This window comes from Aquimarina spinulae, from assembly GCF_943373825.1.
Classification (GTDB): domain Bacteria; phylum Bacteroidota; class Bacteroidia; order Flavobacteriales; family Flavobacteriaceae; genus Aquimarina; species Aquimarina spinulae.
Genome location: NZ_CALSBP010000002.1, coordinates 413,953 through 428,303 on the forward strand (window position 1 = coordinate 413,953; position 14,351 = coordinate 428,303).

The 14,351-nt window shown below is 33.4% G+C and carries 12 protein-coding genes; 8 read left to right on the forward strand and 4 right to left on the reverse strand.

Annotated features, from left to right (window positions below):
• Positions 1-118 precede the first annotated feature (118 nt).
• Together NNH57_RS07420 and tilS are read right to left on the reverse strand one after the other, a co-directional pair.
• Complete coding sequence (locus NNH57_RS07420) at positions 119-2,098, reverse strand: protein-disulfide reductase DsbD family protein (protein WP_108809361.1); 1,980 nt, start codon at positions 2,096-2,098, stop codon at positions 119-121.
• On the reverse strand, positions 2,098-3,444 hold the full coding sequence (gene tilS, locus NNH57_RS07425) for a tRNA lysidine(34) synthetase TilS (protein ID WP_234423454.1): 1,347 nt from the start codon (positions 3,442-3,444) through the stop codon (positions 2,098-2,100). The genes NNH57_RS07420 and tilS overlap by 1 nt, the downstream gene beginning before the upstream one ends.
• Before the next feature lie 129 nt (positions 3,445-3,573).
• Here tilS and NNH57_RS07430 point away from each other — a divergent pair, with 129 nt between their 5' ends.
• Positions 3,574-4,275, forward strand: coding sequence for a hypothetical protein (locus NNH57_RS07430; RefSeq protein WP_108809360.1), 702 nt, complete (start codon positions 3,574-3,576; stop codon positions 4,273-4,275).
• A 298-nt stretch (positions 4,276-4,573) separates the two neighbouring features.
• Entirely contained in the window at positions 4,574-5,677 is a 1,104-nt protein-coding gene (locus NNH57_RS07435; protein ID WP_108809359.1) for a leucine-rich repeat domain-containing protein, read from the forward strand.
• Positions 5,678-5,692: 15 nt separating this feature from the next.
• On the opposite strand, the gene pabB is transcribed toward NNH57_RS07435, so the two are convergent.
• Positions 5,693-6,997, reverse strand: coding sequence for an aminodeoxychorismate synthase component I (gene pabB, locus NNH57_RS07440; RefSeq protein WP_108809358.1), 1,305 nt, complete (start codon positions 6,995-6,997; stop codon positions 5,693-5,695).
• Positions 6,998-7,004: 7 nt separating this feature from the next.
• Positions 7,005-7,541, reverse strand: a complete 537-nt coding sequence (locus NNH57_RS07445) for an NADPH-dependent FMN reductase (RefSeq protein ID WP_074409316.1) — start codon at positions 7,539-7,541, stop codon at positions 7,005-7,007.
• An 88-nt stretch (positions 7,542-7,629) separates the two neighbouring features.
• Between NNH57_RS07445 and NNH57_RS07450 the strand changes: the two genes are divergently transcribed.
• The 6 genes from NNH57_RS07450 to NNH57_RS07475 all read left to right on the forward strand — a co-directional run bounded on the left by NNH57_RS07450 (position 7,630) and on the right by NNH57_RS07475 (position 14,341).
• The gene (locus NNH57_RS07450; protein ID WP_074409317.1) at positions 7,630-8,985 is read left to right on the forward strand and encodes a DEAD/DEAH box helicase; all 1,356 of its coding nucleotides are present in this window, start codon (positions 7,630-7,632) and stop codon (positions 8,983-8,985) included.
• A gap of 47 nt (positions 8,986-9,032) precedes the next feature.
• A complete protein-coding gene (locus NNH57_RS07455) occupies positions 9,033-9,782 on the forward strand; it encodes an NYN domain-containing protein (RefSeq protein ID WP_108809357.1) in 750 nt (249 codons plus the stop codon).
• A gap of 25 nt (positions 9,783-9,807) precedes the next feature.
• Positions 9,808-10,800, forward strand: a complete 993-nt coding sequence (locus tag NNH57_RS07460; protein WP_108809472.1) for a DUF1028 domain-containing protein — start codon at positions 9,808-9,810, stop codon at positions 10,798-10,800.
• 79 nt (positions 10,801-10,879) lie between these two features.
• Positions 10,880-11,899: a serine hydrolase domain-containing protein gene (locus tag NNH57_RS07465; protein WP_108809356.1), complete on the forward strand. Its 1,020-nt coding sequence runs from the start codon at positions 10,880-10,882 to the stop codon at positions 11,897-11,899.
• A 19-nt stretch (positions 11,900-11,918) separates the two neighbouring features.
• Entirely contained in the window at positions 11,919-12,455 is a 537-nt protein-coding gene (locus NNH57_RS07470) for a metal-dependent hydrolase (protein ID WP_074409320.1), read from the forward strand.
• 113 nt (positions 12,456-12,568) lie between these two features.
• On the forward strand, positions 12,569-14,341 hold the full coding sequence (locus NNH57_RS07475; RefSeq protein WP_108809355.1) for an ABC transporter ATP-binding protein: 1,773 nt from the start codon (positions 12,569-12,571) through the stop codon (positions 14,339-14,341).
• Positions 14,342-14,351: the final 10 nt, after the last annotated feature.

Sequence of the window (14,351 nt, forward strand, 5' to 3'; positions counted from 1 at the left end):
AAGGTTAAAATCCGGTACCTAAATAATGTAATCAAAAAAAATAGAAATACTACTCCACAAATACTTATAAAAACATTCATTACCTATCGGTGGTTTTAGTAGTTTTAATGTAAAGAAATTATTTTCTAAAATTCTTCAGGCCTTTCTGTAACCATTTAAGATATTCATTTGTATCTGGGGTATAAGCAGTAGTTTTGTTAAGTAAATTCATATCTGCATCTAATAATGCATAATAAGGTTGTGAGTTATTTTTGAAGTTTAAAGTCTGAAATGTTGCCCACTTATCTCCTACTGTTCTAATGGCTTTAATTCTTCCATCGGGTTTTAAGAACTTAAACTGATCATCTTCTGATAACTTCTCTCGATCATCAACATACAAAGAAATTAAAACGTACTTATTCTTAAGGATATCGATAATTTCTGGATGACTCCATACTTGTTCTTCCATTTTACGGCAATTCACACAAGCCCAGCCTGTAAAATCAAGCATAATAGGTTTGTTTTGGGCTTTGGCAGCTTGTACTCCTGCTTCAAAATCGGTATAGGCATTAAGTCCTAAAGGTCCATGAGCTTCTTTTTCATAAATACTATAAAATAATGGTGGAGGAAAACCGCTTAGTAATTTTAGATTCGCATAGGCGGTATTCGTAAGCCCAGGAACCAAATAAATAACAAATGCCAAGGTAATAATACCCAGCGTTTTTCTTCCTTTACTTAATTTTTGTATTGGGCTATCATGCGGAAAGCGTATTTTTCCGAAAAGGTATAAGACCATACCCAAGCCGATTACTATCCAGATACCTATAAATATTTCTCTTTTTAAAATTCCCCAATGCTCCACAAGATCTGCATTTGAAAGGAATTTAAATGCTAATGCCAGTTCGATAAAACCCAGGACTACTTTTACAGTATTTAACCATCCACCACTTTTTGGTAAAGAATTTAACCAATTAGGAAATAACGCAAATAGCGCAAATGGTAACGCTAAGGCTAATCCAAAACCTCCCATACCAAAACTTAATTGCATCGCTCCCCCATCACTACTTAGAGAACCTCCTAATAATGATCCCAAGATGGGTCCTGTACACGAGAAGGATACCAGAGCTAGTGTTAATGCCATAAAGAATATACCTATCACTCCCCCAATACTTGTAGCTTTACTATCAAGCTTGGTACTCCAGGAAGCTGGTAAGGTAATTTCGAAATAACCAAAAAAGGATATTGCAAATACAATAAAAATGACAAAGAAGACAATATTAAGCGTAACATTTGTCGAAATATTATTTAATATCTCTGGATCTAATGAGTCTAACAAATGAAAAGGAAGACTTAATAAAATATAAATAATAAATATAAAAAACCCGTACAAAACAGCATTGAATAATCCTTTTTTACGATCCTTGGCTCCTTTAGTAAAAAAAGAAACTGTAAGAGGTATCATAGGAAATACACAAGGTGTCAATAAAGCAATTAATCCTCCCAAAAACCCTAAAAGGAAAATATTAAAATAACTTTTCTCCTCTACTTGCTCTGAAGGAAAAACATCTTTACCTTTTATATCAATATGTAATGCTTCAGACTTTTTTTGATCCTTTGCTGTAATACTAGACAGATCTCCTTTATTTTCGATTGCTTCTCCAGAAAGATTGATGTCAAATTCTACAACTTCTGGAGCCAAACATTTCTCATCATCACAAACCGAAAAGAATACTTCTGCCTTAACCTGTTGCAACGTCTTGTCTATACGCTTGATTTTTTGAGAAAAAGTCACTTTATCTTCAAAATATTTCACATCCATCTCGAAGATATTATCAAACTTCTCGATACCTTTAGGTTCTGTCGTTTCTCCTATAAGTGCATAACTCTCTGGAGTATTATTATAAGTAAATTCTGTTGGTGTTGGAGCTATCTCATCACTATCGGCTTCATTTTGAGAATATAAATGCCACCCTTCATCAAGAGTCGCCTCAAAATATAAGATATAAGTATCATCAGTTTCCTTCTCTATAGTAGCTTTCCACTTAATAGGATCCAGTGTTTGTGAAAAAAGCGTTGTAGAAAATAAAATAGTGGTAAGTAATAATAAGAGATATCGCATCAGGCTATTGTTATTTTAAGTATTTGTTTTGTTTGGGGTATTATCTTAAATCTATTATCTGCTCTATAGTTTATAATCCAAATTATTTCTTTTCCAGAACATAATAACCATACTCTTTCTTTGGCTAGTAAAGATAATTTTTCATCTTTAAAATATTTACTCAATTTCTTTTTCCCTTTCATTCCCAGAGGATAAAAATAGTCGCCTTCTTTCCATTTTCTTACAGTTAATGGGTACTTTAACTTTTCTTTATCAACATAAATGGTCTTGAGATCAATATCCGATATTTCGGATATCATTTTAAATTTGAGGGTTCCTGGGGGAATCATTAACATACTTTCGGCTTCGGGTATGCTGTAATTGCGATTCTCTATTTTTTCTGATATCGGACTCAATAATAAGTATTCTCTAGCCTTTACCAAACGATGGGTTCCCGAAAAAATTTGTTTCCCTGATTGACCAGTGATCATATGTTCTATATCTCCCCATGCTGTAAAACCATATTCTTTTAATAAAAAATACAGGCTAGTTTTTGGGTCTCCGTAATCCATTAATCTATTAATAGGTATCTTAATGATATCATTTTCTGAAACCTCGAACAGCTCTTTTTTAAGTTGAATTATCTGGTTTTTAATAAATTCGTTACTCTGTTTTAGATATTCTAAAGTGGTATTAAAATTCTCTAAAAACTGAGGATTAACACCTTTTAACTCCGGAATTACATCTAGACGAAGTTTATTTCTAAGATACTTTGTACTTTTATTACTGCTATCTTCTCTCCATTGCCAATCATTCTTTTTTGCATACGCCAAAATTTGCGCTCTCGAAAAAGGTAATAACGGCCGTACAAAAACCCCATTAACTTCTGGTATACCCGTTAACCCTTCTATCCCGGTACCTCTGGACAGGTTAATTAAAAAAGTTTCTAGATTATCATCTGCATGATGCGCAGTGAGAATATAATCAAACTGATGCTCTAGAGCTAGTTTCTTAAACCAATCATACCGTAGCTCCCTGGCTGCCATCTGTATGGATAAATTATGATCTGCGGCATATTTGTTGGTATCAAATTGTGTAATAAAAACCGAAGATCGAAGCTCATTAGACAATTGAGTAACAAAGTTTGCATCCTTATCACTTTCTTCTCCTCTTAGTTTAAAATTACAATGCGCGATACTATATTGCAGATGTAATGCCTGGCAAAGTCTTACAAGCATAACACTATCTAATCCACCACTACATGCAATTAGTAGTTTGCTTTCTGATAGAAATGAAAGGTTTTCAGTAATATGATCTTTAAACTCTTGTAACAACAGATTCTGGATTGAAGTTTTTCGATTTTTCAAATATACGATTTTGAATTGCGATAACCACCTTCTACCAAATTACATTTTATATATTGATTATCAGGTTTTTAACACTTTTTTCAATTTGTTTTTCTTATTTTTAGAAAGCAACTCTTAAATTACTGATAAATGAATAGGACACATGAATTACAAGAATTTTATGAGGCAGATGATCAAAGGGAATTTAGTAAAAAATTATTATCCATTGTACCACACTTACATCCCTATGTAAAACACAGATTATATATTGCAGAAAGCGTAGGCATTTTACCTCAGAACATGTATTGTTCTAATGGTATTATAGACGATGCAATATTGAAACTTTATCATGATGATCTTGATGTCGAAATAGACACCTTATCTCTGGAACTTCAACTTTTTAAAATTGCCGATGAGCTTATTGATGAATTATACATTCGCGAAGGATGGCATCAAACAAGCATTAGCACCAGTTATTTTCTTAAAGAAGAACTCGAAAAACTCGAAGAAAACTATACTGTAGAAGCAAATAACGAACTTATTATGAAAGAAGAGTTAGATGATATTTGTTATCATCAAAATTCTGAAGAAAAGCAGAGTTTTATATACACTGATATGGATTCTGATATCCTTAAGGTTATAGATTCTGAACCCTCTTCTGAGCATCGAAAACAGAAGTTATTAGGTAAATTCTATAGTTGGCTCCCTATAGAAACTTCTAAAATTATTGATCTTTTTGTTTTTGGGAAATTAAATTTTGAAGAAATTGCTAAAATTAAAGAGATAACTGCACAAGAAGTCAAGGAAATTATTATTGATGTACGAAAGAGTTTTAGGAGGAATCTTATTTAGGATCTATTAGAAAATATCAGTTTTTAGAATTTCTAAACTTGGTTGTTTTCTATTTTGCGCATAAAAGATTATTAATATGATAGTTCTTATACCTACTTATATCTTGAATATATAAATAGTTGAAACTTTTTAATGGAAACTATCTGTAATCACCAAAAACTTACAAGAAAAAACAGCACTCTATTTTAGTATAAATAATTACCTCCATTTCTTTTATATCAAATTCACGGTTTACGGGGTGTTTTCACCCACTACAAAACGGACCTTTGTATCCGAAATATATCAATAAAGTAAACCTATGAAAAATGTAAAACTTTTTATAGCACTGTGCATTGGTGTTATTCCTATCTTATACTCCAGCAATGATAGTATCCTGCTAGAAACCACCAATCAAGTAGTTTTATCCTATTGCCTTGCAAAAGAAGATCCTACTAGAATTTTTGCCGTAGACTCAAAAACAGCAGAACTAAGCAAAGAAGGAAAAATAACAGTACATCTAAACAATGCTATAGAAACTATTAAAGGCAATATCATATTTACTGATGCTAATTTAAAAAAAGCATTGTTGACGCATACCCCAATAATAGATACTAATAGTGATGGAGAAATCTCTGAAAATGAAGCTAAAAATGTAAAAGAACTTTTTCTAAATCGTAAAAACATCTACGATCTCTCAGAAATCAAATATTTTACAGCGTTGACCAAGTTAGAATGTAACAATAATCAACTCACTACTTTGGATATAAGTAAAAATACAGCCTTAGATCGACTGTCTTGTATTCAAAATCAACTTACTACTCTGGATGTAAGCAAAAATACGAAATTAAGATCCCTGAATTGTATTCAAAATCAACTTACTACTCTGGATATAAGTAAAAATACAGCGTTGAAATGGTTGATTTGTGGTTATAATCAACTCACTGCTCTAGACACAAGTAAAAATACAAAATTGACTCATTTGGCTTGTAATTATAATCAAATCACTACTCTGGATATAAGCAAAAATATGTTGCTAAAATGGCTGGTCTGTAGTTATAATCAACTTAGTACTCTAGATACAAGTAAAAATACAGAATTAGAATTTCTAAATTGCCCAAATAATCAACTCACTACTCTGGATACGAGTAAAAATAGAGCCTTAGAATTCCTAAATTGTCAAAATAATGAACTCAATACTCTCGATATATGCAAAAATATAGTGCTTACCAGATTAGAATGTGATAATAATCAACTCCATTTTCTAAACATGAAAAACGGGAACAATGTTGCTTTTACCGAGGTAAGTCTAAAAAACAATCCCTCTCTTACTTGTATAACTGTAGATAATCCTACTGGATCATATGTAAACAAATGGCAAAAAGATGCTACTACAAGCTATACTAACGATTGTAGCACGCCATAATAAAATTTATCAGACCTACACCCCTTCTAGTACTTCTCGCATTGCTTTTGCCTTAAGTAAACATTCTTCGTATTCTTTATCGGGATCTGACTTGGCAGTTATAGCTCCACCAACGGTATATGATATATATTGGCGTTCCTCATTGTAGAGAATACTTCTAATTACTACATTAAAGTCAAAATCTCCATCTGGGGTAAAATATCCTACGGCTCCACTATATAAACCTCTTTTAGACTTTTCGAGGTTTTCTATTATTTGCATTGCAGAAATCTTAGGTGCTCCGGTCATACTTCCCATTGGGAAAGTTGTTTTGATAACATCAACAGGAGAAATGGTATCATCAATTGTAGAAGTTACCGTAGATATCATTTGATGCACTTGTTTAAACGAATACACCTTACACAATTCCTCAACAATAACCGATCCTTTGGTTGCAGTACGTGATAAATCATTTCGTACCAGATCTACAATCATTACATTTTCTGATCTTTCTTTTGGATCCTTATAAAGATCTGATACTAATCTCTTATCTTCCTCAATATCTTGTGATCTTTTTGCCGTTCCTTTTATGGGTTGTGAAATTACTTTTTGTCCTTCTTTTCGCAAATAGCGTTCTGGTGAAGCTGATAATAAATAGTGATCATTCATCCTAAAAAATGTGGCAAAAGGAGGTTTTGAAATATCATTTAAATGATAATATGTCTGTAAAGGGTCAATACAACTGTTTTTTGCAAAAAACTCCTGACAGAAATTCGCTTCATAAATATCTCCTCGATGTATATGGGCAAGCATTTCATTTACCTTCTCTTTATATTCATCTTTTGTGATACGAAGGCTTATTTTTACCTTACCACAAGGTTGCTCTATAGTATCTTTTTTGAGTAAAGAATGCTCTGTGATTTCCTTAAAATCTTCTTCCATTTCATCATCTACCATTCTCAAATAATGCATTTCAAGAATGTTTCCTTTGAGCAGAAAAAGTTTTTTAGGCTGAAAAAAGTACAAATCCGGAAAACATAACTCGTCCTTATTTTCAGAAATTAAATCTTCTGTATCATTTTTAAGATCATAAGAAAGATATCCAAAAATCCAATCCGAAGTTACGTTTTGATATTCTTTTAGCCTATCAAAACCATTATAATAATCGGTTTTAATCGTCGTAAAAGCATCTACTGCCAATACCGCATCATAACTTGAATATTGCTGTGAATAGCTATTAGAATCCAGCCAAATAGCCTCTTCAAATTGCTGTCCCCAATGTAATAGCTTGCTTTTAAATTCTGAAAAATCTTCTAAAGTATATTGTTGAACACTTCGCACTTACTTGTTAGATTTGATGTGCAAAAGTACTGAGAACTTCGTTTAATCCCAATAAAAGTGTCTCATCTGTTACTGTATTGGATTCTATAGAAAAATTATCATAAAAAGAAGGAAAACTAAAACTCTCTACGATCTCGGCACCAAACCTGGGAAACACATTTTTAGCAAATTCTAATGAGCTTAATCCTCCTCTTTTTCCGGGAGAAGTACTCATTAATAAAATCTTCTTTCCTTCCAGAAAATTACGATCTAGTCGAGATAACCAATCTATTACATTTTTAAAAAAAGCACTCCAGCTCCCATTATGTTCATTTACCGAAATAATCAATGCATCAGCCTCAGAAATTTCTTGTTTTAACCCCATAACCATCCCGGGGAAACCAGCTTTTTTTTCTTCATCTTCACTATACATTGGCATAGCATAATTTACCAGGTTAATTATTCTTATATCATGTCCCTTTATTTCTGAAACTACAAACTCTACGAGTTTATGATTAATAGAAGTACTGCTATTAGAACCTGCGAAGGCAATAATTTTCTTCATTAGTATCGTATTAGAAAGTCAAAAGTAACCAAAATGTTCACAGTCCCAAAATAAGGCTACCTTTGTAGCATCAAAAAAAATAGATCAATTGACTTTTCGAGATTTAAATCTAAACACACAACTTCTTAATGCCCTTGACGATTTAGGGTTTGAGACTCCTACACCTATTCAGGAAAAAGCTTTTGCCCCGGTAATGTCTGGAAAAGATGTTGTAGGTATTGCACAAACAGGTACTGGTAAAACATATGCTTATATGCTTCCGATTTTAAGGATGCTAAAATATTCTGTACAACAAAACCCAAGAATATTGGTCTTAGTTCCTACGCGAGAACTTGTTGTACAGGTAGTTGATGAAATCGAAAAACTCTCTACGTATATCAATCTGCGAGTAACAGGAGTGTATGGAGGTACGAATATCAATACACAAAAACAAGCCGTTTCGCAAGGGTTGGATATTATAGTTGCTACTCCAGGGCGTTTATATGATCTGGCCGTAAGCAGAGCTTTACAACTTAAATCTATTCAGAAACTGGTAATCGATGAAGTCGATGTAATGTTAGATTTAGGATTTAGACATCAATTGATGAATATTTTTGATATCCTTCCGCGACAGCGACAAAATATTATGTTTTCGGCTACAATGACAGATGAAGTAGATCAAATGATTTCGGAAATATTTATCAAACCACAAAAAATATCAATTGCCAAAAGCGGAACACCTCTTGAAAACATCAAACAGTATGGTTACAAGATTCCAAATTTTTATACAAAAGTTAATCTGCTGGAACAATTGCTTTCTGATAAAGAAACCTATCACAAAACACTAATTTTTGTTGGTTTTAAAAAGATCGCCGATCGTTTATTTGAGCAGTTAGAAAAAAAATACGCAGACGAGATTTGTATTATACACTCTAACAAAACTCAAAACTATAGATTACGGAGTATAGAGCAGTTTAGAAAAGGAGAAAATCGAATATTGATCGCTACAGATGTAATGGCCAGAGGTTTGGACATAGAAAATGTAAGTCAGGTAATTAATCTCGACACCCCAGAATATCCAGAAAATTATATGCACCGTATCGGTAGAACCGGTCGTGCCGAAAAAGAAGGAGTCTCGTTTGTACTTACTACAGAAAAAGAACAAGAACATCTGGAAGCTATCGAAAGTTTGATGGAGATGAAAATCGAGCAATTAGACATTCCCTCTGGTGTAGAAATTTCTGATCAGCTTACTCCAGAAGAACAACCCAAGGTTAAAGAAATCAACAACCCTCATAAACGACCTAATGATGAAGTTGGGGCTTCTTTTCATGAAAAGAAAGAAAAAAATAAAAAAGTAAACCTGGGAGGTTCATACCAACGAGAAATTAAGAAAAAATATAAAAAACCTAAAACCAAAGGGGATAAAACATATAACTTAAAAAACAAAAACAAGAAACGATAATGTAACTGATTTTGTTTTTTTAGATTGAACTCTTCTAATACCTTTTTATGGATTTAAATCTTGCAGTATTAATCGACGGTGATAATATACCATCTTCGTATATAAAAGAAATGATGGAAGAAATTGCAAAATATGGCAATCCAACTATCAAAAGAATTTATGGCGACTGGACTAAACCAGATCTTACAAAGTGGAAAAAAATTCTTCTGGAAAATGCAATAACACCTATCCAGCAATATGGGTATACAAAAGGTAAAAATGCTACAGATTCTGCAATGATTATAGACGCAATGGATATTCTATATTCTGAAAAAGTGACTGGCTTCTGTTTAGTATCTAGTGATAGTGATTTTACTCGTTTAGCAACAAGACTTAGAGAGGCAGGAATGAAAGTCTTTGGAATAGGAGAAAAAAAGACACCAGATCCATTTATTGTAGCTTGTGATAAATTTATTTATCTCGAAATTCTTAAATACGAAGCAGAAGAAAATGAATCGGAATCTATTGATAATAAAGCCGTTTCTAAAAACAGTGTTGATAAAATCACTTCAAAAGAGATTAAATTAATTTCGCATACTATATCCGACGTAGCCGATGATGATGGTTGGGCTTTTCTTGGAGATGTTGGTAGTTTGTTACAAAAAAAGCAACCAAATTTTGATTCCAGAAACTACGGTTTTCAGAAATTAACTCCTTTAATCAAGTCTATTAAAAATTTTGAAATTGAACAACGTGAAGCTGCTAAAGGACGGTCTAAGTTAATTTATGTGCGAAATAAAAGACAAAGGAAAAAATAAGCTAATTGCAACAAAAAATATAGATATGAAATCATTAGTAGCAAAAGGAGGAATATTTTTCATTATTCTAATGTCCTTTCAGGTAGAAGCTCAACAGGTCTATAAAGAAAAGTTTGCACATACTTTTTCTATTGTAGCAAGAGATAAAACTACCGGAGAAATGGCAGTAGGAGTGCAAAGTCACTGGTTTTCTGTAGGGTCGATTGTATCGTGGGGGCAATCTGGTGTTGGCGTGGTAGCAACACAATCCTTTGTTAATCCAGCATACGGCCCTAATGGGCTTGCACTTATGTCTGAAGGTAAAAGTGCAAAAGAAGCACTCGATCTTCTGGTAGCTAAAGATGATGGAAAAGATTTTAGACAAGTAGCTTTTCTGGATGCAAAAGGTAATGCAACTGCTTTTACTGGTGAAAAATGTATTGTCTCTGCACATCATATCGTTGGAGATAACTATGCTGTACAAGCCAATATGATGCTTAATGACAAAGTGGTTCCTGCAATGGCCAAGGCTTTTGAAGAACATAAAGACCTACCCCTGGCCGATCGTGTAGTCAAAGTACTTATCGCTGCTCAGGAAGCCGGAGGAGACATTAGAGGTAAGCAATCTGCTGCACTGGTGGTCGTGAATGCAAAACCAGCCAAAAACTCCTGGGAAGATAAAAAAGTAAACCTAAGAGTAGATGATCACGCAACACCATTAGTAGAATTACAACGCCTATTACAAGTACACAAAGCCTATGAATATATGAATAAAGGAGACCTGGCAGTAGAAGTCGGAGATATGGAAATGGCTCTCCAAGCCTATGGATCTGCAGAACAATTATTTCCAGAAAATTTAGAAATGAAGTATTGGAAAGCAGTAGCATTGGCTAATAACAAAAGACTTGATGAAGCATTGCCTGTATTTAAGCAAATTTTTGATAAAGATGATAATTGGAGAGAACTCACCAAAAGGCTCCCAAAATCAGGATTATTAACCGTATCAAAAACACAACTTAATCAAATCCTTACCTTATAGAATATGTATTAAAGTTTCAAGTTTGCATTAACCCGTTTTGACTCATAAATTTACACTTCTTAATAAACACATCAAATCAATGAAAAGTAAATTATCCCTATTATTTATCTTTTTTATGCTACTTGTTGCATGTAAAGAATCAAAAAAGAATACTCCCAAAAATGAGAAACCATTATCTAAGGAAATAGTACTCGATGAAAATGATATCTATTCGGTATTAGTTTCTAAGAATAATCAAATTGTATTTGAAGAATATTATAATGGAAAAACATCAGAGAATGTATCAAACGTTCAGTCTCTTACCAAAGGAATTATGAGTATTCTTATTGGAATTGCAATCGATAAAAAATTTATTACCAGTGAGAATGAAACCATTGATACATACTTCGCCGATGAATTCAAAGATATTGAAGACGAGAGAAAAAAGACGATCACTATTAAGCACTTGCTAAATCAAACCTCTGGACTTTCCTGGAAAGGTTTCTTAGAGCATCAAAACTGGATAAATAGTGAAAACCCAATAGCATTTGTCTTACAAAAAAAATTAGAGCACACTCCTGGAGAAACATATAATTACAATACCGGCGCTACCCACCTACTATCTGCTATCCTAAATAAATCTACAGGAAAAACAACTCTTGAGTTTGCAAATGAAAATTTGTTCAATGCATTAGCTATTAATACTGTAAATTGGGAAAAACGAAATGATGGTCATTATGATGGTGGTGGACTTGGATTAGAAATGAAGCCTGGTGATCTTTTAAAAATAGGTCAATTATTAGAGCATAAGGGTACATATAATGGTGTTGAAATAGTTTCTAAATCATGGGTAGAAAAACTATTTGATGTAAACGAAAAATTAGCTACCGATTGGGGGCTAAGAAATTCTAAACATGGTTTTTGTTGGTATCATGCAAATCTAAATGAGGATCGTATTAATTATGGAATGGGATATGGCGGACAATTCATAATCATGATTGCTGATAAAAACCTGGTGATCGTTACAACACATAATCACGATACACCAAACGGAATTAAACAACAAATCAAATTCTTAAATGGAAAACTTCCGTTATTAATTGAAAAATATGGTAATTAACACCTGCAATATTTTATAAATGGCCTCTATCTTTGCTCATGGATTTACAGCATATGCCTTTGGTAAAAGTTTTTCGAAAGAAATATATACCAAAAAGTTATGGATATTAGGAATTATCTGTTCTATCCTTCCTGACGCAGATGTCATAGGTTTTAAATTTGGTATAACGTATGAAAGTTTTTGGGGGCATAGAGGGTTTTCGCATTCATTACTCTTTGCTTTACTCCTGGGGATTATAGTTACTTTTATTTTCTATTCTAAAAAAGCATATCCCAAAACAAGAGTTGCACTAATCTTATATTTTACGGTTTGCACGGCTTTTCATGGCGTTCTTGATGCTATGACTACAGGGGGACTTGGGATTGCATTCTTCTCTCCTTTTGATACTACCCGATATTTTTTTCCGTGGCGACCGATTCAGGTATCGCCAATTGGCGCTAGTAAGTTTTTTAGTACCTGGGGCATTAAAGTATTGTTAAGTGAGTTGATCTGGGTCGCCATACCAACAAGTATTTATATCTTAGTAATTCGTTATTTCAGAAAACGAAAAAACTAACTTCAAAAAAACAATGAAAAACTCGATTAAACCTCTATTTATTTTAATACCCCTATGGCGGACAGGAGTTATTAGCGTATACTATTTCTCTATTTAAAACTGAACAATAATATATGAGAGAATTTCAAAATAACACTTCACCAAAAAGCAAAAGAAAATCAAAAGTTACTATAGGGCAAGCTTTCAAAACCATCATATGGCCTCGAAAAAATCTTGTTTTTATTGGATTATTATTAATTGTACTAAGTAGATTAGCTGGCCTGGTATTACCTATGGCCAGTAAATATCTAATGGATGATGTTATCGCCAAAAAAGATTATGAAATGCTAAAAATGCTTTTGATTGGCGTAGGTCTCGCAATTCTGGTGCAAGCAGTAACATCATTTCTTTTAACCCGAATACTAAGTGTACAGGCACAATTTCTAATTTCAGAATTAAGGGCACAAGTACAGAAAAAAGTGCTCTCTTTACCTATTAGTTTCTTCGACAATACAAAATCCGGAGCATTAGTATCTCGTATTATGAGTGATGTAGAAGGTGTTCGTAATCTTATTGGTACTGGATTAGTACAATTAGTTGGAGGTACAATTACGGCTATTATCTCATTGGTATTGCTCATTAGAATTAGCCCTTCGATGACATTATTTGTACTGGTTCCTGTATCTGTATTTGGAATCGTTGCTTTAAAAGCATTCAAATATATTCGTCCAATCTTCAGGAAACGAGGAGTTATCAATGCAGAAGTTAAAGGTCGATTAACCGAAACTCTTGCCGGAGTACGGGTAATAAAAGGATTTAATGCCGAGGCACAAGAAAACAAAACCTTCGAAGAAGGAGTAGATCGACTATTTCAAAATGTAAAAAAGAGTTTAACCGCTACAGCATTAATGACTAGTTCTTCAACATTTTTATTGGGTATTGCTTCTACCGGAATTATGGGAATTGGTGGATATAAAATTATGATTGATGAATTGACCATTGGTGATTTTCTTTCGTTTACACTACTGCTGGGATTTATGATTGCACCCATTGTACAAATGAGTAATATCGGAAGCCAGTTAACCGAAGCACTGGCAGGTCTGGATCGTACCGAAGAGCTTATGAATATGACTCCGGAAGAAGAAATAGAGGATAGAAACATCACTTTAGAACATATAACAGGAGATATCATCTTTGACAATGTTTCATTTTCATACGAAGAAGGAAAAGAGGTACTCCATAACATTAGTTTTAAAGCTCCTTCGGGATCTGTAACTGCTTTGGTAGGCAGCTCTGGTTCTGGCAAATCTACAATCGCCGGATTAGCAGCTACATTCTTAAACCCAAAATCAGGAACTATTACTATTGATGATAATGATATTTCTAAAGTAAAGTTGCATAGTTACCGACGTAATCTGGGAGTTGTATTACAAGATGAATTCTTGTTTGAAGGTTCTATTAGAGAAAATATTTTATTTCCTAATCCAGGAGCTACAGAAGTACAATTGCAACAAGCTGTAAAAGCTTCATACGTGAATGAGTTTACAGATCGTTTTGATGACGGGTTAGATACACTAATAGGAGAACGGGGTGTAAAACTTTCTGGAGGACAACGACAGCGAATTGCCATTGCAAGAGCTATTCTGGCGAATCCTAAAATTATTATTCTTGATGAAGCAACATCAAATCTGGATACAGAAAGCGAAGCTTTGATTCAAAAAAGCCTTGGCGAATTAATGAAAGGCAGAACTACTTTTGTTATTGCACATAGATTAAGTACAATCAAAAAAGCAGATCAAATTTTGGTTATCGAATCTGGTAACATAGCCGAACGCGGTAATCATGATGAACTTATTGCCGCAGAAGGCAGATATTTTGATCTATACACATATCAAGCTAGAATTTAGTATTTTTAGA

Bases quoted from the DNA above. Each gene is read 5' to 3' on its own strand.
- NNH57_RS07445 (WP_074409316.1), bottom strand. From the start codon at position 7,541: ATGAAGAAAATTATTGCCTTCGCAGGTTCTAATAGCAGTACTTCTATT.
- NNH57_RS07420 (WP_108809361.1), bottom strand. From the start codon at position 2,098: ATGCGATATCTCTTATTATTACTTACCACTATTTTATTTTCTACAACG.
- NNH57_RS07470 (WP_074409320.1), top strand. From the start codon at position 11,919: ATGGCCTCTATCTTTGCTCATGGATTTACAGCATATGCCTTTGGTAAA.
- NNH57_RS07455 (WP_108809357.1), top strand. From the start codon at position 9,033: ATGGATTTAAATCTTGCAGTATTAATCGACGGTGATAATATACCATCT.
- NNH57_RS07465 (WP_108809356.1), top strand. From the start codon at position 10,880: ATGAAAAGTAAATTATCCCTATTATTTATCTTTTTTATGCTACTTGTT.
- NNH57_RS07430 (WP_108809360.1), top strand. From the start codon at position 3,574: ATGAATAGGACACATGAATTACAAGAATTTTATGAGGCAGATGATCAA.
- NNH57_RS07475 (WP_108809355.1), top strand. From the start codon at position 12,569: ATGAGAGAATTTCAAAATAACACTTCACCAAAAAGCAAAAGAAAATCA.
- NNH57_RS07460 (WP_108809472.1), top strand. From the start codon at position 9,808: ATGAAATCATTAGTAGCAAAAGGAGGAATATTTTTCATTATTCTAATG.
- NNH57_RS07435 (WP_108809359.1), top strand. From the start codon at position 4,574: ATGAAAAATGTAAAACTTTTTATAGCACTGTGCATTGGTGTTATTCCT.